At 48.9% G+C, this 20133-nt stretch carries 22 protein-coding genes; 14 read left to right on the forward strand and 8 right to left on the reverse strand.

Annotated elements, in window-relative coordinates:
- Positions 1-150: 150 nt before the first annotated feature.
- The 3 genes from EDM58_RS03255 to EDM58_RS03265 form a co-directional block, all read right to left on the reverse strand.
- Positions 151-774, reverse strand: a complete 624-nt coding sequence (locus EDM58_RS03255) for a DUF6143 family protein (RefSeq protein ID WP_122912066.1) — start codon at positions 772-774, stop codon at positions 151-153.
- A 77-nt stretch (positions 775-851) separates the two neighbouring features.
- On the reverse strand, positions 852-1700 hold the full coding sequence (locus tag EDM58_RS03260) for an arylamine N-acetyltransferase (protein ID WP_183187403.1): 849 nt from the start codon (positions 1698-1700) through the stop codon (positions 852-854).
- An 83-nt stretch (positions 1701-1783) separates the two neighbouring features.
- Positions 1784-2158: a DUF423 domain-containing protein gene (locus EDM58_RS03265; RefSeq protein ID WP_023556038.1), complete on the reverse strand. Its 375-nt coding sequence runs from the start codon at positions 2156-2158 to the stop codon at positions 1784-1786.
- Between the two features lie 219 nt (positions 2159-2377).
- Here EDM58_RS03265 and EDM58_RS03270 point away from each other — a divergent pair, with 219 nt between their 5' ends.
- Entirely contained in the window at positions 2378-2560 is a 183-nt protein-coding gene (locus tag EDM58_RS03270) for a hypothetical protein (RefSeq protein ID WP_122912068.1), read from the forward strand.
- Positions 2561-2611: 51 nt separating this feature from the next.
- Here the strand turns inward: EDM58_RS03270 and EDM58_RS03275 are convergent, their stop codons facing one another.
- Both EDM58_RS03275 and EDM58_RS03280 read right to left on the reverse strand, forming a co-directional pair.
- Positions 2612-3766: an MFS transporter gene (locus EDM58_RS03275; RefSeq protein WP_122912069.1), complete on the reverse strand. Its 1155-nt coding sequence runs from the start codon at positions 3764-3766 to the stop codon at positions 2612-2614.
- Complete coding sequence (locus EDM58_RS03280; protein WP_122912070.1) at positions 3763-4152, reverse strand: MerR family transcriptional regulator; 390 nt, start codon at positions 4150-4152, stop codon at positions 3763-3765. The genes EDM58_RS03275 and EDM58_RS03280 overlap by 4 nt, the downstream gene beginning before the upstream one ends.
- Before the next feature lie 99 nt (positions 4153-4251).
- Here EDM58_RS03280 and EDM58_RS03285 point away from each other — a divergent pair, with 99 nt between their 5' ends.
- From EDM58_RS03285 to EDM58_RS03305, 5 genes are all read left to right on the forward strand, one after another.
- Positions 4252-5100, forward strand: coding sequence for an SDR family NAD(P)-dependent oxidoreductase (locus tag EDM58_RS03285; protein ID WP_122912071.1), 849 nt, complete (start codon positions 4252-4254; stop codon positions 5098-5100).
- 2 nt (positions 5101-5102) lie between these two features.
- On the forward strand, positions 5103-6680 hold the full coding sequence (locus EDM58_RS03290; protein WP_122912072.1) for an AMP-binding protein: 1578 nt from the start codon (positions 5103-5105) through the stop codon (positions 6678-6680).
- Positions 6681-6839: 159 nt separating this feature from the next.
- Entirely contained in the window at positions 6840-7163 is a 324-nt protein-coding gene (locus EDM58_RS03295) for a YqzG/YhdC family protein (RefSeq protein WP_122912073.1), read from the forward strand.
- Between the two features lie 48 nt (positions 7164-7211).
- On the forward strand, positions 7212-8105 hold the full coding sequence (locus EDM58_RS03300) for an acetamidase/formamidase family protein (RefSeq protein WP_122912074.1): 894 nt from the start codon (positions 7212-7214) through the stop codon (positions 8103-8105).
- Positions 8106-8350: 245 nt separating this feature from the next.
- Entirely contained in the window at positions 8351-9775 is a 1425-nt protein-coding gene (locus tag EDM58_RS03305) for a SpoVR family protein (RefSeq protein WP_122912075.1), read from the forward strand.
- A 69-nt stretch (positions 9776-9844) separates the two neighbouring features.
- On the opposite strand, the gene EDM58_RS03310 is transcribed toward EDM58_RS03305, so the two are convergent.
- The 3 genes from EDM58_RS03310 to EDM58_RS03320 form a co-directional block, all read right to left on the reverse strand.
- Positions 9845-11188, reverse strand: a complete 1344-nt coding sequence (locus EDM58_RS03310; RefSeq protein WP_122912076.1) for a DJ-1/PfpI family protein — start codon at positions 11186-11188, stop codon at positions 9845-9847.
- Entirely contained in the window at positions 11185-12597 is a 1413-nt protein-coding gene (locus tag EDM58_RS03315) for a DJ-1/PfpI family protein (RefSeq protein WP_122912077.1), read from the reverse strand. The genes EDM58_RS03310 and EDM58_RS03315 overlap by 4 nt, the downstream gene beginning before the upstream one ends.
- Positions 12598-12683: 86 nt before the next feature.
- Positions 12684-14060, reverse strand: a complete 1377-nt coding sequence (locus tag EDM58_RS03320) for a DJ-1/PfpI family protein (RefSeq protein WP_122912078.1) — start codon at positions 14058-14060, stop codon at positions 12684-12686.
- 205 nt (positions 14061-14265) lie between these two features.
- On the opposite strand from EDM58_RS03320, the gene EDM58_RS03325 reads away from it, so the two are divergent.
- The 8 genes from EDM58_RS03325 to EDM58_RS03360 all read left to right on the forward strand — a co-directional run bounded on the left by EDM58_RS03325 (position 14266) and on the right by EDM58_RS03360 (position 20078).
- On the forward strand, positions 14266-15096 hold the full coding sequence (locus EDM58_RS03325; RefSeq protein WP_122912079.1) for a hypothetical protein: 831 nt from the start codon (positions 14266-14268) through the stop codon (positions 15094-15096).
- A gap of 1 nt (position 15097) precedes the next feature.
- Entirely contained in the window at positions 15098-15778 is a 681-nt protein-coding gene (locus EDM58_RS03330) for a response regulator transcription factor (RefSeq protein WP_122912080.1), read from the forward strand.
- 82 nt (positions 15779-15860) lie between these two features.
- Positions 15861-17147 carry a sensor histidine kinase gene (locus tag EDM58_RS03335; RefSeq protein WP_246000513.1) on the forward strand — a complete coding sequence of 429 codons (1287 nt, stop codon included), beginning with the start codon at positions 15861-15863 and terminating at the stop codon, positions 17145-17147.
- On the forward strand, positions 17144-18079 hold the full coding sequence (locus tag EDM58_RS03340; RefSeq protein WP_122912082.1) for a 3-hydroxyacyl-CoA dehydrogenase family protein: 936 nt from the start codon (positions 17144-17146) through the stop codon (positions 18077-18079). Before EDM58_RS03335 ends, EDM58_RS03340 begins: the two co-directional genes overlap by 4 nt.
- Before the next feature lie 86 nt (positions 18080-18165).
- Positions 18166-18369: a hypothetical protein gene (locus EDM58_RS03345; protein ID WP_122912083.1), complete on the forward strand. Its 204-nt coding sequence runs from the start codon at positions 18166-18168 to the stop codon at positions 18367-18369.
- Between the two features lie 74 nt (positions 18370-18443).
- Positions 18444-19148: a TerC family protein gene (locus tag EDM58_RS03350; RefSeq protein WP_122912084.1), complete on the forward strand. Its 705-nt coding sequence runs from the start codon at positions 18444-18446 to the stop codon at positions 19146-19148.
- A gap of 235 nt (positions 19149-19383) precedes the next feature.
- The gene (locus tag EDM58_RS03355) at positions 19384-19596 is read left to right on the forward strand and encodes a hypothetical protein (RefSeq protein WP_122912085.1); all 213 of its coding nucleotides are present in this window, start codon (positions 19384-19386) and stop codon (positions 19594-19596) included.
- Positions 19597-19715: 119 nt separating this feature from the next.
- Positions 19716-20078 carry a group I truncated hemoglobin gene (locus EDM58_RS03360; RefSeq protein WP_122912186.1) on the forward strand — a complete coding sequence of 121 codons (363 nt, stop codon included), beginning with the start codon at positions 19716-19718 and terminating at the stop codon, positions 20076-20078.
- The last annotated feature ends 55 nt before the right edge of the window (positions 20079-20133 follow it).

Consider the following 20133-nt stretch of genomic DNA (forward strand, 5'->3'; position numbering starts at 1 on the left):
TATCTTAAAATAGCACAGTAAATTCAAAGACCAATTTCCATTGTAACACGGGATAATTGGCTTTTCAACGTGGGAATCTATTTTTATAAATGAAAGCAGCGGAGTGCGAGGGCACTCCGTTTTTTTGCGTTTTCGAGGGGGCCTCCGTATTCACCGAAACAATGGCTGCTCCCACCAGCCGATCGCAGACAGGACCTGTCCTCCTTCCCGCTCAGCATGGGGAAATTGGAACATCAATGCTGTGCCGGGAGCAAGAATCCAGTGGCCGTTTTTCTCCGCGTTGATGGTGGACATCGGAGGAAGAATGCGGGTGGAGGCGATCACGCCGTCAGCAGGAGGAAAGGCACCTCCGGAAGAGTAGTGGATCTGCCCTTGCGAGGAGGGACAGGGGGAGGGCTGCACAAAGCCGGAGGTAATGTGCGAGGAGGTCTTGGCTCCAGTCACGGCACGCGCCTGTCCGAACCAAACCTGCATTTCCACTGGCTGATCCGTGAAGTTGCTGACATACCAATCATTGATATAAAGCTGCATCGTGGAGCGGACGGGATTGACCAATGCGGCATAGCCCTGCGTGCCGCCGCTGATGTCGATCTTCTCCGTCTGCCCCAGATAGTATCTGCACTGCATGGACATCGACATGGCATAAGGAACCAGCACGTTGCCCGTGACAGCTTCGGGTGCAGGCTGGGTGGGAAAAGGGAAATATCCCATCTGCATGTACATGTCCGGCATTCCGTAGTAGTAGGAAGTATGAGTGTAGGAGGACTTTGCCATCGGTTCTTCTCCTTTAAGGAAATGGTAACTCTACAACATATGGCAAATGTCCCGGGGATGTGATTCGCCGGAATGACTCAATCTTTGGGAGCGAACACGTCGATCCCTTTATTTTGCAAAATGGAGATTGCCTCCCGCACAGGCAGACGCGGCAAGCCGAATTCCTCTGCTGCCACGGCCTCAATCTCGTCAAGGGAGTGGAGCAGGATCTTTTCTTCGGTTCCGTTTTCCAGCATGATTTGCAGCGAGTTGTTCAACAGGGAGAGACTGCGCCCCCGGTCCAATTGATAGAGCTGGACGCGCAGGCAGCCCATATAGGTAGCGTCCGGTTGAAAGGTAAGCGCCACGGATTCAGAAAAGTCGTGAATTTCCTTCGCCTCAGAAGGATCAAAATTCCACCTGTCGCTGACCAGTTCACCGCGGCGAAAGCGCAGAAAACGAAAGCGCTCTGGTTGAACGGGGTCCCGTACGATCCGGACAGACTCGAATCCAAAAGCGATTTCCTGCTCGGCTGCAGAGTGAAGGGCGACTGGTGCAAAAACCGGAGCGGCAGCCCCCATGTCGACGTATACGGGTTCATCATTCGGGAGCAGATCCCGGATGAGAATCGCCATATGCGTAGGCGACAACGGCATGAGATGGCCCTGGTAGCCCAAAGCGCGCAGCAGAGCAAGCAGACTTCCGTTGTTGGCGAAGCAGGTTCCGCCCATGTCGTAACGAACCGCGTTGGCGACGTACTCCTCCGGGGTGGGAACGAGCTTGTCGCTGGACTTTTGCTCGAAAAAAATCAGCTTGCTTACATTTTCATAGGGAAATACCTGCATATGTGCCCGACAAATCGCTTGCAAGAAAGGAAAATCCGGTTCTTGCGGCTCCAGGCGCATTCGATGCAGATAGGTGATTGCCCATTCAGGCAGTTGTTTCATGAAGATCCTCCTTGTACGTAGTATGAAAAACGCCCGCATCAGCAGATAGCTTTGGACTGATCGCGGGCGTCTCTTGGATGAAGTTAAGAAGCAATTTTCCAGGCGTGGATCACGAGCAAGGCCCAACCGACAATGAACAAGACTCCGCCGATCGGGGTGATGGCACCCAGTACCTTGATGCCTGACATCGCCAGTGCATACAGGCTGCCAGAGAAGATCAAAGTCCCGACGAGGAAGCTCCAGCCTGCCCATTGGAGGCCACTGGAATCAGGATACCATTTGATCAAAAGCGCGACAATAATCATGGCCAGCGCGTGGGTAGTCTGATAGGTGACACCCGTGTGGAAGATTCCGAGCGAATACTCGTCCAATCGCTCCTTCAACGCATGGGCACCGAACGCTCCCAACGCGACCGATAATAGTCCACTGATACTGCCCAGCATCAGAAACAGTTTCATGAAAGGGACACTCCTTTGGATAAAGCAGGCATATGTGCCGGCTTGTGAATGGGTCATTGAACTGTTTTCATTGTACCCCAAGATGGAAGCCCTTGCCCAATTGCAAATTCATGAACAACTGTATGTACAACGGTACAAACCCTGTCACCGGCCAGTTCATAGTATGAAGCAACGCAGGGAGCATAAATAGCCCTGCTGGCAAGGGAGGTGACAGGAATTATGAACAAACTTCTTTCTCTTGCAGGTGGTCTCTTGGGCGGGTATGGCTTGCTGAAAACGCCGCTGGAGAACTCCTTCCTTTCCGGACTCGATCCGGTAGTGGATGTGGTTGGGATCGTCGCGATGCTTGTCTTCTCCGTTGGTTTGATCTACACCGGCGTACGGGATTGGATTCAACGCTGACGGCAGGAGGAATATTTGGTGTCTCCTCGTGAGACGCCTTTTTCTTAGGTTTTATGAATGACGGTGGAGTCGGGTTAGGAAGACAAAAATGGCAAGCGCTATTCCGACTAGAATTCCACTGACGAGACCAACATAGTCAATCGAACTGAGACTGATTACTCCTCCTCCTACGATTGCCCCTAACCCGATTCCTACATACAAGGCGGAAGCACTAAAAGAAAGAACGAGGGAAGCTTGATTGGGATGCAAGGAAATCAGGTAAGAATGTAATGCAGGATTGAGAGCAAATCCAGGCATCCCCCATAAAAGCGAAACAATCGAGACCAGAACAATCGTCATCATGCCCGGAGTGAGCAAAGGCAATAAAGAAAAAGAGAGGAGAATGAGGCTGAACCCGCCCAGGGACATGCGCAAAGTCTTGGCCGCCCCGATTCGATCTGTACCGTATCCTCCCAGCAGGTTTCCCGCCAAGCTGCCAATTCCAAAAAGCATAAGAAACCAACTGATATTCTGCAAGGCTGTAATTTTGTGTAAAATAGGTGCTATATAGGTATAGGTAGCAAAGCCGCCTACAGTAGCGATAATACTGACGCTCAAGGTCAACCATACATGTGTATGTAAGCCACTGAGACTCGCTTTGATGGATAATTTCTGTTCTCTCTCGACTTTTGGCAACAGGAATAAAATTCCAACAAAGGTGATCAGCGATATGCTCGTAACAAGCAGGAAAGAGAACCGCCAGCCCCATTCTTGACCAACCCATGTTCCGATCGGCGCTCCCAAGATTAACCCGATTGTTATCCCGGCTGTAATCATGGCTAATGCTTTGCCCCTATGCGATTCAGGGACTAGGCTTGCCGATGCGGCCATCGCGATCGGGGTGAACAGGGCTGCGGAGAGAGCGGCTGCGATTCGAGTAGCGAATAGCCATTCAAATGAAGGGACAATGACGGAAAGTCCGTTTGAAATCGCAAACAGCAGCATGGAGAACAGCAGTAATCTTTTGATGGGCAAATGAATCGTCAATGTTCCCAAAAAGGGTGCGCCAATGGCGTAAGCGAAAGCAAAGGCCGTAACCAGTTGTCCTGCGGTAACGATGGAAACATCAAGATCGGCAGCAATGGTGGGTAAAATTCCTGCAATGACAAAATCGTCTGATCCAATAATGAATGTACCTAACACAAGGATCAAAAGGCGGTAGTTCACTTTGTGCCACCACCCTCACCCTGATTTTTCACCTGAGTCCAGAAATGGATAAGGCTTTCCAGCTCAGATTCAATCTTTTGTAAATTTTTGATTTGTTCATGCGTATGTTCCAGCTTCTCCATGTAAAGAGCGAGTGCAAAATCGGCGCATGTAGGATTAATATCGATCGGATGCAAGGGGTCGCAGGAGACTACGGGATGTATCTCCTCGGTATTCAAGCCTAAACCGAGAAACAGCTGAACTGCTTTCACACGCTCTACATCCTGTTCGCTGTAAATTCGGTACCCGTTTTCCAATCGCTTGGGATGAATGAGCTTCTTTTCCTCATAGTAGCGAAGAGAGCGGATGCTGACTCCCGTTTTTTGCGATAATTCACTTATTTTCATCTATGTTTGCCTCCTTGTATTCTGAAGTTATAGACAGAGTAAAGTATGACATCGTGTGAGGGTCAATAAGGCGTATTTTCGCCAAGAGAGGAGTTCATCATGTCTACCTACAGCGTTATCGAGCATCTGCTGTTTCCGCCGACATTGATACATAGCCAGAAGCTGCGGCTCGCGCTGGAAGGAAAGACTGTGCTTATCACGGGGGCGAGCTCGGGAATTGGTGAGCAGCTTTCGTATCTGTTGGCTGATCAGAGGGTTCATCTCATTTTGGTTGCCAGAAGAGAGGACAAGCTCCTGGCCATGAAGAAAGAGCTCGAATCAAGAGGAGCCAGCATCAGTCTGTTTCCGGCCGACCTTCGCCAGAAGCAGGAGATGGAGGGCTTGCTTGCATTTCTCCATCAGCTTCCCAACGGATTGGATATCGTCGTCAGCAATGCCGGTCATTCCATCAGGCGCCCGATCTATGACTCCCTGGGCCGCTTGCATGACTTTACCCGCACGATGGCAATCCATTATTTTGCCCCGGTCCAACTGCTCATGTCTGTGCTTCCCCTGCTCGAGAAAAAGCAAGGCCAGATTCTCAATATCTCGACCGTAAACGCTCTGCTCCTCCCCTTTCCCCATTGGGCGGCGTACCAGGCATCAAAAGCTGCTTTCGACACCTGGTTTCGATCTGCCCAGCCGGAGATGAACAACAGGGGGATTTCCACGACTTCGATCTACTTTCCATTGGTCCGAACTCCCATGATCGAGCCGACGGAAGCGTATCGGACGTTTCCTGCCATGTCTCCCGTGCACGCAGCAAGGATCATTGCAAAGGCAATCTACAAAAAAAGAGCCCTATACAAGCCATGGTGGCTGATTTTTGGCCAGTTGGCCTCCGTCGTTTTCAGAAGGTGGTTGGAGAAGGGCATTCCAAGGGTTTTGCAGAAAGGCAAGGGAAAATAGACGTGCTGAAACTACTTTATATCTTGAACAAAATGAAGCTGCTTTCTCCCTTGACGTTACTTCGTTTAACGGCCGCCGTCTACCGCCATGGAATCAATCTGATGACGCTGCTGAATTTCTCAGCGAGGATGTACGGGGAAAAGCTGGCGTTAGTAGGCGAAGGGGAAAGCTTAACCTATCAACAATTGTATACACAAGCCGAACAGCTTTGTGCTGTACTGCAAAAGAGATATCAACTTACCCGCGGCAAAAAAGCGGGACTAGCTTGCAGCAACCATGCGTCTTTGGTCAGAGCGATCTTTGCTGTTTCGTCGTCGGGAGCGGATGTCTACCTTCTTCCTGCAAAAACAAGCGAGGGGCAGTTTCAACGCCTGTTGCAGAAGCATGATTTCGATCTGTTGGTCTGCGATGAGGAACAGAGCCACTGGCTAGGCGATTTTCCGTCTGGGAAAATGCTGTTGAGTTATCATGAGACATTGCCAGCGATCAACAGCCTTTGCTTTGAACGTGCGAACGAGAAAACAAAGCTGCAACGGATGTCAGCGGGAAAGCTGGTTTTATTAACCGGGGGAACGACCGGAGGGGCCAAGGAAGCCAGGCACAAACCGTCGCTCTTTCATTATTTGGACCCTTTTTTCGCTTTTCTGACCCGCTTGAACATTTTGCCATGTCATACGGCGTATATTGCAACGCCGATTTATCACGGGTACGGGGTAGCGGTCTTGCTCTTATTCATGGCCCTGGGGAAAAAAGTCGTCGTTCAGCAGAGATTCGAACCCGTACAAGCATGCCGTTTGATTCGCGAACACCAGGTAGAGGTCGTCACCGTCGTACCGCTGATGCTGCATAAAATGCTGAGAACCAACGCAGCTGATTTGAAGTCCCTTGCATGTATTGCCTCGGGTGGAGCAGAGCTGAACCCAAAGCTGGTGAAGGAGACGGCTGAGAAGCTGGGAGCGGTCTTGTACAATCTGTACGGCACGTCGGAAGCGGGCTTGAATATCATCGCGACACCACAGGATCTCCGTTATTCTGCCCGGACGATCGGACGAAAGATTGACGGTGTGCGCATCAAAATCGTGGATGAACACAACAAAGAAGTGGCAGTCGGTCAACCCGGCCAATTATGCATCCAAAACAAGTGGTCGATGAAGAATCGCTCCAAAGCCTGGATCGAGACCGGGGATGTCGGCTACCGGGATGAAAAGAGCTACTATTTTCTATGCGGCAGAACAGATAGCATGATTGTTTCAGCAGGTGTGAATGTGTATCCGCTTGAAGTGGAGCAGATTCTTCTTACTCACCCGCATGTAGAGGATGCCGTCGTGATTGGAGTCCCGGACGAATGGTACGGGCAGCGATTGCAAGCCTATATCCTTCTCGCACCGCAGGCAGAGGTGACAACGGAGGAGATGTTCGCGTGGCTGCGCCCCAGGCTGGCACGCAATCAACAGCCGAAGGAGATTCTTTTTGTAGATCGTTTGCCTTATACCCATTTGGGGAAGGTGGACAGGAAAATGCTGTTACGAAATGGAATCAATTGGGGAAGGGAAAGTAACGGATCGTTCAGGAGGTGTTGATTTGTTTGCAATTGGTATACCGGGACTGATACTCATCAGTACACTCGTGTTATTGGTTGTCATCGTCGTGATGATCGTTCAGGCATTAACTAAGAGACCCTAAATCCGGTTAGATTACCCGTCTTTCGCTTACACTACTTTGTGAAAGGCGGGATCTGCATGCATGCACTCATTCGTTTTGTTCTGCTTTTTTTCCTGATCTCATTTTCTGCTTCCGCAATTGCCATGGCTCCAGAGACTCCTTCCTATGCGAAGTGGGGAAGAATGGCCATGCAAGAAACCCAAAAGCGCTACCCCATGGCCGCTATCATTGATTACCTGCATGTTGGGCGGGAGAACTTGCAGACTGATAGGGCGCGGGAGACCTTCAAGCTATGGCTGCGGCAAGACAGTAGAGAGTTCGGGGTATCGGTCATCATTACGTTTGACCCTCGGACAGAGAAAGTGATTTCGATGGAATTCAGAGATGGCCAGGCGCCATAAAATCCAAACTCTAAAATCACGCTTCGCAAATCAGAAAGGAGATCTAGCATGCATACCATCGCCAAAACAAACCACATCTTCTCATTTGCACCCGACCTCAAATCCGTGATGACAGTGGAATCAGGGGCTGAGATCGTGTTTGAGACCTATGACTGCTACCGGGGGCAGTTGACGGAACCGTCCAAAAACAAGATACATGCTCTGCAGGGGGTGAATCCCGCTACGGGGCCAGTTGCCGTCAAGGGGGCCATGCCGGGGGATACTTTGAAAGTGACAGTGATATCCATTGACCTCGAGGAGACGGGAATCATGTACCTGCGACCAGGGGCAGGAGCGCTGCATAAATATGTGCAGGAACCTGAAGTGAAAACCTTTCGCGTAGCTGATGGCTCGATTTATTTTAACGAACGGCATGTATTCCCTGTCAGGAAGATGATCGGCGTCATCGGTGTCGCGCCAAAGACCGAAGATATCCCTACGTTTTCCCCTGGTAATCACGGCGGAAATATGGATACGAAGGAAATTACGGAGGGGGCAGTCGTCTATCTGCCGGTTTCTGTTGCGGGCGCACAATTGGCCATTGGGGATGTCCATGCGTTGATGGGCGACGGAGAGGTAGCTGTTTGTGGACTGGAGATCGGCAGTCGTGTGCGGGTAAAGGTGGAGGTGCTGAAACAACAGCATTTTCACACCCCTGTTGTGGAGGATTCAACGAATTTCTATGTGATTGCTTCTGCCGCTACGCTCGATGAAGCCTGTCAGTCTGCTGTCGAGAGTATGTTTACATTTTTACAAGAGCGCCTGCCCGAATACGAGGCTAACGAGATTGTCTGCATCATGGGGCTGCGTGGAGATTTGCGCGTGTCACAGATCGTCAATCCATTGCGAACGGCTAAATTTGTGATGCCGAAGGAAGGGTTAGAAGTGACCTTTGCCAGGTAAGCATTGAAATAAGGCGAGAATCTTTTAGGCAAATTTTTTACGAAGTCCGAGAAATAATCGTTTCTTTTTTGCGATAACCCGAAACAAGGACGGGCAGTCAGGCAGGAAACACTTCTGCTTTGACTGCTTTTTGTATCTCTAGCTCAAATAACCTGCAGATGGACCGCATACTTCCGTAAAACATAGCGTCTTTTGCCGACAACCTCATATACATATAGCAGGTGCCTGAAAGAGGAGGGGACGTCATGACAAATGAAGAACGCAAAGAGCTGGAGCGGTCCATCGACGAGATCACCGAAATTGCCAAAGGATTCGGTCTCGATTTTTACCCGATGCGCTATGAGATTTGCCCGGCTGACATTATTTATACATTCGGGGCGTACGGGATGCCGACTCGATTTTCGCATTGGAGTTTTGGCAAATCCTTCCATCGGATGAAGCTGCAATACGACCTGAATCTGAGCAAAATTTACGAACTCGTAATCAACTCCAATCCCTGCTACGCCTTCCTGTTGGACGGCAATACGCTGATCCAGAACAAGCTGATCGTCGCACACGTCCTGGCCCACTGCGACTTTTTCAAGAACAATGTACGCTTCTCCAACACGAACCGTGAAATGGTGGAGAGCATGGCCGCGAGCAGCGAGCGGATTCGCCAGTACGAAATCCAATACGGCAAGGAAGCGGTGGAAGATCTGCTGGATGCAGCCTTGGCGATCCAGGAGCATATCGATCCCAGTCTGCTGCGTCCCAAGCTGCGCTGGAAGCGGGAGTCGGAGGAGCCGGTGAACACCAGCAAGGAACGGACCAGCCCGTACGACGATCTGTGGAATCTGGATCGCAAGGAGAAAAAGGAGCAGGATTCCGCCGCCAAGCCTGCTGCCCGCAAGTTCCCGCCGCAGCCGGAAAAAGACCTCCTGCTGTTCATTATGGAATACAGCACGGTGCTGGAAGACTGGCAGCGCGATGTCCTGACCATTATCCGCGATGAGATGCTGTATTTCTGGCCTCAGCTGGAGACGAAGATCATGAACGAAGGATGGGCGACCTACTGGCATATGCGCATCCTACGCGAGATGGATTTGACCGAAGCGGAGACCATTGATTTCGCCAAGCTGCATTCCTCGGTCATCCAGCCGTCCACGACGAGCATTAACCCGTACCACCTCGGCTTGAAAATCTTCGAGGACATCGAGGAACGCTGGAACAATCCGACACAGGAGGAGCAGGAGCGCTTTGGCCGCAAACCGGGAGAGGGACGCGCCAAGATTTTCGAGGTGCGGGAGCTGGAGTCTGACATCAGCTTCATTCGCAACTTCCTGACGCAGGATCTGGTCAACAAACTCGACCTCTACATGTTTGGCAAACAGGGGAACGAATGGGTCGTAACCGACAAGCAATGGGAGCAGGTGCGGGATGGTTTGGCCGCTACGCGCGTCAACGGCGGCTTCCCGTACGTCATGGTGCATGATGGCGACCACCTCCGCTCTGGGGAGCTGTATTTGAAGCATCACTACGAGGGGCTGGAGCTGGATGTCAAATACGTGGAAAAAACCTTGCCATATGTGTACCATCTCTGGGGCAGGGGCGTTCATCTCGAGACCGTGATGGAGGACCGGCAGGCGCTGTTCAGCTATGAAGGGAAAAAGGTGAATCGCCGCTTTTTGTAAGCATACGAAAAGGAATGTAGAAGGAGGAACTGCAAGCTCGGTCCGTGTTGGGGATCGAGCTTGCGTTTTTTATTTATTCCTGATAAATCGTCTATCGATATAGAAGGCTATGAACAAGGCGAGGAAAGCAGTCAAAAGCAGGTTGCCGTAAGTTTCGAGGGGAAATGGCTTGCCTTCCAGCTGGATATCACTCGCACGATACTCAAGCCGCTTGACTGCATGTTTAGCCGTAAGAAGGTCCTCTTGCTTGGCTAAATCTTCGAGTTGAACTTCGAATAGAAAGCGATCCGGTGAATGGCTGTGTACAAATTGCAGCTCCTTGTTGTTCCCCTGTTCGTTCCAGTTTTTGATCTCCTCTGCGGCCAATGATGTAGCCGTTGTACCCGGAACGATCATCTTATGGATTGTGGGTATTTTCGCTATTGGGTGTCGCGCAATCAGGTTTAAACCGTGCTTCGTTACAATGGGTTCGACCGTATTCGATATGGCATAGACTTGGGTCGTCCCGGAGGAAGAATAAATATCGAATACGGAAGCGAGAGCCATCTCCTCTACGCCATCATAGAGCAGCACTCCTGCCTTTTCCTTATTCCATTGAAAAGCAAGGTTCAGGACATACGTAGAATAGTGCCTATCGATATAGAAGGGATCTACCTTTGGATTGTGTACGAAGTGGTAAGCAGGATAATTCATTTCTTTGGCTACCTTGGCCGCCATCGGTTCACCAAGTTTTTGTGAAATCACATAAAGGACTGCATCGATTCCAGATGTAATACCGGCAGAGGACACTATGTTTTGATCAGCAAGAACATATCGCAGATCTCTCTTCCAGTCCACCTGCGGATAGTTTATTTTTCTAGACCAAATCGTTTGCCAATGCGAGGTGGACGATTTTCCATTCAACAAGCCAGTAGAGGCTAGATTGCCCGCGCCACCGCAAATGCTTACGATCGTAGTTTCTTGGTGTTGAAGGATCCATGCTTTAGCCGGTTCGAACGTCTCTTCCTGATCGGTCAAGAAAGGAATGGCGATAATATCCGGGCTCTTCCCTAGCATTTCATCCATTTCCTGAAACGAGTAGTGCGGCACGACATCCAATCCGCCTGACAGCGTCTTGATGCCGGTGTCTGCAGCAACGGCATATACGTTGTAGGCACCTGTCCTCGCGAAAATTTCGTAGGGAATCATGAAGTCCAGTCCCTCAGTAGCTTCGCTTCCCAACATAACCGCTACAGTAGGCTTAGCCGGATCGTGCTTCGGCATCTTTACACTTTGCAAGGAAGGGAGCGGCTCTTGACGAACCGCACCGTAAAAATCTTTTTGCGAATGAACAACCCCGAGAGTTGCAACCCCTCCAACTAGCAGGGTGAATATACAGACAAAAACAATCAAACGCAGGAATAGCCTTTTCATGTCGTTTTCCTCCTGAGGATGGTACATCCCATACAATACCTGTGTAAGGTATTCATTTGAAAAAAGGGCTTCTTGATGATAAATCTTCTGTCAATACAGAAAGCGATGAATAGGGCAAGGAAAGCAGTCAAAAGGAGATTGCCGTAAGTTTCGAGGGGAAACGGTCTGCCTTCCAGCTGTATATCATCCGAACGAAATTCGAGCCGTTTCAGCGCATGCTTGGCGGTGAGCAGATCCTCTTGCTTGGCTAAATCCTCAAGCTGCACTTCAAATAAAAATCGATCTGGGGAATCGCTGTGCACAAGCTGAGGGTTTGTATTGCTCCTCGTATCGTTCCATTGCCTGATTTCCTCAGCAGCCAATGAATTCGCATCTTTTCCCGGAATCATCAATTTATCCAATTGTGGGGCGTTTGCTATCAAGTGTCTGGAAATCAGGTTCAGACCGTGTTTTGTCACAATGGGTTGCTCCGAGCCGGACATGGATAAAACACGAGTCGTTCCGGTGTCTGCATAGATATCGAATACGGAAGCCAGCGCCATTTCCTCCACGCCGTTATAGAGCAAGACGCCTACCTTTTTCTTGTTCCATTGAAACGCATTATTCAAGAGATAGGTTGAAAAGCGAAAATCCATATAAAATGGGTCCACCTTCGGATTTTTTACGAATTGATAAGAAGGATACTTCATTTCTTTCGCTATTTTTTCCGCCACGGGTTCCCCAACCTTTTGCGAAATCACATAGAGAACGGCATCGATTCCTGATGAAACACCGGCCGAGGATATCACGTTTCCGTCATGATAATACCGCTGATCGTCTAACCAGTTCGTCTCAGGAAATTGCTTGGGGAAAACGACAAGATTCTGCCAGTGTGTTGCTGCTGACTTTCCTTTCAATAGACCGGCAGCTGCGAGATTTCCCGATCCTCCGCAAATGCTTACGAATGTGGTTTGGGAATGTTGTTGTATCCACTTTCGGATAGGAGCAAATTTCTCATCGTCATTCGTTACCATAAATGGGATCGTGATGATGTCAGGGCTTTTTCCTAACAGCTGATCCAACTCTGTAAAAGAATAGTGCGGTACCAGATCAAGACCTCCGGTTAATGACTTCACCTGATTGTCTGAAGCAACGGCAAAGACATTGAATGCCCCTGTTCTGGAGAACAATTCATAGGGAATCATAAAATCTGATCCCTCGGTGGTCTCGTTCCCCAACAAAACGGCTACAGTGGGTTTATTCGGATCATATTCGGGTTGCCTCACGCCTTGCAGTGAGGGAATGGGTTCTTGGCGAAGCGCACCGTAAAAGTCCTTGAATGAACGATTATATCCGAGCAACCCTACACCGCCTACAAACACAGCCAAAATCAACACATAAGTAGCCAAGCGCAAGAATAACATCTTCATCTTATTTTCCTCCGATTATAGGCAGCCTTTGCCTGAATGTAATCAGGCTGCCGACGTATCAACAGCCTGATGCCTGTGTGTATTGTCTATAGCGTTTTTCTCGATGACGTATGGGTTGTTTTCTTCGTAATGAACCGTCTGTCGATAAAGAATGCCATCAGCAATGCGACTGCTGTAAGCAAAAGCGGAACACCGAATGATTCGATAGAGAACGGGTTACCCTCGAATTTCAAGTAGTCAGCGCGATACTCCAAACGTTTTGCTCCGTATATCGCTGTCAGAACATCCTCTTGTTTGGACAAATCCTCAAGCGGCGCATCGAACATAAATCTGTCTGCTGAACCGGTATGCAAGTATTCAGGTACTACGCCATTGCCCTTTTCGTTCCACTCTTGTACAACCTTTTCCGCCAAGGATTTTGCATCGGTGCCTGGAACGATCACACGATCAAGCTCTGGAGCATTCTCCACTTGATATTTCGCAATAAGGTTGAGATGATGTTTCGTCACGATCGGCTGTTCCGAATTTGCAAGGGAAATTACCTTAGTCGTCCCGGAAGCGGCATACGTATCATAAATCGATGACAGCTCCCCTTCGTCCATACCGTCATACAGGAGCACGCCAGTCTGTTGCTGGTTCCATTGGAATGATTGATTGAACCAATAAACGATTTCGCTCAAATCAATATAATAGGGATCAATCTTTGGATTTTTGACAAAATGGTATGATGGGTAATTCATTTCTTTTGCGATTTTTTCCGCCATGGACTCGCCCAATTGTTGTGAAATCACATAGAGGGTAGCGTCGATTCCGGATGTGAGACCAGCCGAAGAAACCATATTCTCGCCGCCGACGACATATCGCTGGTCCCTGATCCAGGTCGTTTCAGGAAATGCCATTCTTGTCTGATCAAAGAATTGCCAATGTATGGTTGATGATTTTCCTTGCAATAATCCGGAGTCCGCAAGATTAATTGCTCCGCCACAAATGCTCAGGAGGAACGTTTTGGAATGCTTTTGGATCCATTCACGCACTGGTTTGTACTTTTCCTGGTCGCCTAAAGGCATGTATGGGATCACAATCAGATCAGGGCTTGCTCCCAATAATTGATCCATTTCCTCAAATGAATAGTGAGGCACCAGATCCAGACCGCCCGTTAATGACGTGATATTTTTGGTCGGTGCAACAGCATATACATTGTAGGCGCCAGTCATCGCCAGCATTTGGTATGGGACTACAAAATCAAATACCTCCGTAGTGGGACTGCCCAAAACAACAGCAGCAGTTGGCTTACTCGGATCATGCTCCGGAATTTCAATATTTTGTATCGCGGAAATCGGTTCATTGCGTATGGCGTACCAGTATGCTTTTTGTTCGCTGATAAATCCGAGCAATCCGCTTCCACCGACCACTAATAAGAAAATACCTACATAAACAGCCAGCCGTACTAACAATCTTTTCAATCGAATCTCCTCCTGTTACCTTCCTGATTACCTTTCTTGCGTCTGACTATATTCCACTTTTGTGAACTGAATATGAATGAAAAGCGATTGCTATCGAGCAGTCGTTTTTTTGTTCATATAGAGTTCACAAGATCGGTTTATTGTCTCTACAGGGTCAGTCTGCGTAGGGCTGGACTCCAGAAAAAATGATGAGGAGAAATGAATTATGAAGAAATCGATCATGACTGCCGTTCTATATGTAGCCGCAGTGATGGGCGGGTTTGCCGCCTATGATGAATGGGTAGTGGAAAAGCAACAGGTTGTCGCAGGGAATATGCATGAAACGAATGGGCATGGCGCACAAACCCACGAAAGCAGCCATGAGCATGGAAGCGATAATCTGCACGATGTACAAAGCGAGGTTAACGTGTCGGTCCAAGCAGAAAAAGAAGAAGTAGTCATTTTCTTAAAAGACAAGGAGGGAAATCCCGTCACGGAACTCGAAATAAACCACGAAAAGATCCTTCATTTGATTATGGTAGATGAAAGCTTACAAAAGTATTATCACGTTCACCCGGAGCAGACGGGCAAAGGAGAATTTCGAGTCACACATTCTTTGAAGGAAGGATCCTATAAGGCGTTTGTTGACATAAAGCCAAAACATCTCGCCTACCATGTGACTCCTGTTCCATTTCAAGTCGGCAATCCTGAAGTAGCCGCGGATCATGGACTTTCGCCGGACAGCACGCTCACGAGACAGGTTGACGGGGAGACTGTGACACTCTTGATGAGTTCATTGCAAGCGAATGAACCCGTTATGCTGAATTTTGAGCTAGATCAAACCAATCTGACTCCTTACCTGGGAGCGATGGGGCATGTCGTCATTCTGGATGAAAAGGCGCAGCATTTTCTCCATGTTCATCCTTCCGATGAGAAACAGCCCATTTTCGAGACCAAGTTCAGCCAACCCGGCATCTATAAAATATGGGCGGAATTCAAGCAAAATGGAAAAGTTCGGGCATTTCCATTTGTTGTAGAAATCAAAGGGGAGAAGTAAGTTGCCAAAAGTCGTCGTAGTAGATGATGATGCGAATATTCGTGAATTGGTCAGACTGTATCTGGAAGATGAAGGCTACGAAATCATCCAAAAATCAAACGGTGAGGAAGCATTAGAATACGTAGAGAATCATGTCGTGGATCTGGTTATCATGGACATCATGATGCCCAAAATGGACGGGTGGGATTTGTGTGCGAATCTTCGCGAGTTCGGAGAGATGCCGATCCTGATGATCACAGCGAAGGGTGAATCGACCGACCGGATCAAAGGCTTTAAGCTGGGGACGGACGATTATCTGGTAAAACCTTTCGATCCCGTGGAGCTGGTGCTGCGGGTAAAGGCATTGCTCAAGCGATATCGTATCGCTACCTCCAGCACGATTAAGCTGGGGAGCATCACCCTGGACCAAAAAAGCTATCATGTGATTTACAAAGACGGAAAAACGGCTACCATTCCCATGAAAGAATTCGACTTGCTGTACAAATTGGGAAGCTATTCCGGGCAGCTATTTACACGCGAAAATTTGATTGAGCAGATCTGGGGCATGGATTATGAGGGAGACGAGCGGACCGTGGATGTGCACATCAAGCGGTTGAGAGAACGGTTTGCCGAATTCGAAGCCGATTTCCGCATTGTGACGATTCGCGGTCTTGGGTACCGATTGGAGGTGAACCGCGATTAAATCTCTCTATTTCCGCGTAGTCCTTATCTTCATCGGCATCGTGATGGTTAGCCTGTTCACCGCGTTTTCAATCAGCAACTGGATGTTTCAAACGCGCATCCACGATATTGTATACGACGGCTTGCTTACAGACGGCCAAAAGATCATTCAAGCCTATCAGTCGACTCCTTCTGCCGAGCTGGTACCGTTTATGCAACACTTCTCCGGTTATTCGGGTAACCTTCTCCAACTCTACAAGAAAGACAGGGAGCCCTTGCTTCAAGAAATAGAGCCTATTCATGTGGATCCTCGTGATATAGAGCTCGTGCTTGCGAATAACATTACACGCACATTAGATGCAAATATTCATAGCATTCCGATGGTTGGGATCCCCCTTCAGATCAATGGTGAGCCTTACGCCATGTTTATTTCCCTGCAACATAATCGGGTAGAGGAAGAGCTCATGCACTCGATCCACGTCTTATACATGTTGATTCTGTTTTTTGGCAGCTTCCTCATTCTGATTGCCGCCCGGTATGTGGTGAATCCGATTCGACGTTTGACGGAAGCGACAAAAAAGATGGCAAAAGGGACATTTGATCGCGAAGGCCTCTCTACGAAGCGCAAGGATGAAATTGGCCAATTAAGCATCAGTTTTCATGAAATGGCCGAAGAGCTTACGAAACTTGATCAAATGAGGAATGAATTCGTTTCCAGTGTTTCCCACGAGATTCAGTCGCCGCTGACTTCCATCACAGGGTTCACGAAGGCTTTGAAGCAGAAGAAATTGAGCGAAGAGGTCCGGTTGAAGTATTTGACGATTATTGAAGAAGAAAGTGAGCGATTATCCCGGTTAGGTCAAAATCTGCTCCAACTCTCCTATTTGCAGCAGGATCACCATCCACTGAAGGTACGTGCATACCGGCTGGATGAGCAGCTGCGAAGGATTGTCATCACGTTGGAACCCTTATGGAAGGCCAAGGAAATCGAAATGGATGAGATGGAGGGCATCGCGATTGAAGCGGATCAAGATCAGCTGGATCAAGTGTGGATTAACTTATTGAGCAATGCCATCAAATTCACTCCGCCCCAAGGCATGATTCGTATCCGATCCACAGAAAACGCTCATCACGTCGTCGTATCCATATCGGATAATGGGATCGGAATCCCGGAAGAAGAGATTGCCTACATTTTTAAACCGTTCCATAAAGTAGACAAAGCCCGTAATAGCTCTGTAAAGGGAAACGGTCTTGGATTATCCATCGTCAAGCAAATCATAGATTTGCATCATGGTGACATCCATGTATCCAGCAATCTGGGAACAGGGACAACTTTTTCCGTCACATTGAATAAAAAAAATGTTCTTTCCCGTCAGGAGGATGACAAATGACAACAAGGGCAGCAGTGATCGGTTCCGGCGTCATGGGGCATGGAATCGCCCAGGTATATGCAATGGCAGGTTATTCGGTCTCATTGTACGATATAAAGGATGAGTTGCTGGGCAAAGCCAGACAAGCCATTGAGCGAAGCCTCTCTCTGCAGGTGCGGGAGGACGTACTGACAGAGCAGGCGAAGCAGGAAGCTTTGGCGCGAATCACGTTGACCACCAACTTGCAGGAAGCGGTAGCGGATGCTGATCTGATCACGGAGGCAATCCCCGAAGTAATCGACCTGAAATGGACCTTGTTTGAACAGTTGGAAGCGTACGCCAAGCCAGATGCAATCATTGCGTCCAATACCTCTACGTTTTCCATCGGGCGACTGATTGAAAAAACGAAGACGCCGCAGCGCTTTATCATTACTCACTTTTTCAATCCAGCCCAGCTTGTACCGCTTGTCGAGATCGTGCGCCACGAGAAAACCTCTGAGGATGTTGTGCAAAAAACAGTGGAATGGATCAAGCAGATCGGCAAATCTCCTGTGCTGCTGAAAAAAGACGTGCCAGGCTTCATCGCCAACCGCCTGCAGACCGCATTGATGCGCGAAGCCTTTTCCCTTCTGGCAAATGGTGTTGCGGAAGCACATGAGATCGATACCGTCATGAAAGACGGCATTGGATTCCGCTGGGCATTTGTCGGTCCGATCGAAACCGCTGACTTCGGCGGGCTGGACACCTGGCAGCGCGTCATGGACAATCTCGCTCCGGAGCTGGACAGATCCGAAGCAGCGCCCGCCATCATCCGGGAGCTGGTGGCAAAGGGCGATCTCGGCACCAAGACAGGAGCGGGCATCTATTCCTATGCGGATACCTCCGTCGAAGATCGCTTGCGAAAGCGCGATGAGCAGTTCCTGCGTCTAGCAAAACAAAAACGGGAGCAGTGAGCCTGTTTCTTGTTCAAAAAAGCTTGCATCGCACCCCGCGCAGCCGTATGATAGCACCATGAAATGATTGATGGGAGTGAAATCATATGGCGAAAAGCAATGCACGCAAGCAACGCGAAAAAATGGCTCGTGAAGGCAAACGCAATCCGGAACAAAACAGAAGCATCTTCGCCTTTGCAGACATGAGACAGCGTGTTACCAAAACGAAAGCAGAAAAACTGCATCAGCAAAAGCATAGAAGGTCGTTATCCTGGAACAGTGATGATGACCTTTTTCTATTTGTTGGATAGGAAAATGTTGGAAATAGTAGTGCGCACAAAGAAGGACAACATGATGAAGAGATCAACCTTATGGGGGAGCAACCATGACATCTGATTTTCTGCTTAGTATCCTGCAATTAATTATGGTAGACGTGGTGTTGAGCGGCGACAATGCAGTCGTCATCGCGCTTGCCTGCCGCAATTTGAGTCCGAGCCTGCAAAAGAAGGCGATATTTTGGGGAACCTTTGGGGCTGTCGGGATGCGTATCCTGCTCACCTTTATCGCGATCTGGCTGTTGAAAATTCCCCTGGTGCAAATGATCGGGGGTCTGCTGCTGATCTGGATTGCCGTCAAGCTATTGAAGGGCGAGGAAGAGGACGGTGAGATCGAGAGCAGCTCGTCGATGATGGGGGCACTGAAAACCATTATCTTCGCGGATATGATTATGAGTCTTGACAATGTGATCGCGGTGGCGGGAGCGGCCAAAGGCAACATTCTGCTCGTCGCAGTCGGACTTGCGATCAGCATTCCGCTGATTATCTGGGGGAGCCGATTGCTGATGAAGCTGATGAAGCGTTTTCCCGTCATTGTTTTGCTCGGGGCAGGCATACTGGGCTTCACGGCAGGGCAGATGATCATGGAGGACAAGCTGGTCGGCGTTTGGGTCGAGCGGTATCTTCCCCTCTCGCCTGTCCTAGTACCTGTTGCTCTTGCTCTTGTGATCATTGCACTTGGTACTTACATGAAACGTCACGGCTCCAAGCCTGATCCGCTTCAGCCCAAAAAGACAGGAGAACAGCTGCACTAAATACAAAAGCGTGAAAAGCCTGTGGACTTCCGGTAGGGGAGACCGCAGGCTTTTCACGCTTTTGTCACAGAGGAAACATATGACAACCCCCTCTCCAATAGGACTGCGAAAAAAACTTTGACAATTTTTCAATAAAAATTTGAACAAAACATGAACAACAAGTGAATTTTATGTTACAATCAAAGCATCGATAAGGAAAACGCAATCATACTCAGATGATAAGGGGTTATGCAACATGAATCATGATTATAAAGCTGCCAGCACATTAAAATGGATGGCTTGGACCGCTACAATTGTGGGAATGCTTTTGCTGGTGTTCAATGTAAGCGATCTCAGATCCGAAAACCTTCCGCTCATGGTCTCCATTGGCTGCCTGATTGCAGGGATGAACATTTTCCTGTTAAGCGCTGTATTCCGCCTGATGAGCTTGAAAACACAAAAATTGTAATCAGATAGAATCAACGAATCGCTCTCTTCGCAGGGCGGTTTTTTTTGTTTCTACATAACACTTCCTTCCCGAGAAAAAACTAAGCATTGGCGGATATCATCGAGGAAAAGGTGGATGGGATGACAACAGGAACTCTTTACGAAAAGCTGGGCGGGGAAGAAGTGATTCGCAAGGTTGTGGACTACTTTTACGATCTAGTCCTCAAAGACGAGACCGTGAACCACTTTTTTGCCAACACGGATATGGAAAAGCAACGCCTTCACCAAACCAAATTCATCAGCTTTGCTTTAGGTGGTCCGGGTCGATACACGGGACAATCCATGGAAAAGGTACATACCGGAATGAATCTGCAGCCCGAGCATTTCGATGCGATCGTCCGGTACCTGCATGATGCCTTGGCCCATTTTCAGGTGGACGAAGCGGATATTTCCCAGGCTTTGCAAACAGTGGAGACGTTGCGAGACGATATATTGTATAAATAAACTTCTACAAGCATACATCGATCTCCAAGATTTACAGATTGTGTATTGGTTCGTT

Origin of the sequence: Brevibacillus panacihumi (genome assembly GCF_003710985.1) — a bacterium.
GTDB lineage: Bacteria > Bacillota > Bacilli > Brevibacillales > Brevibacillaceae > Brevibacillus > Brevibacillus panacihumi.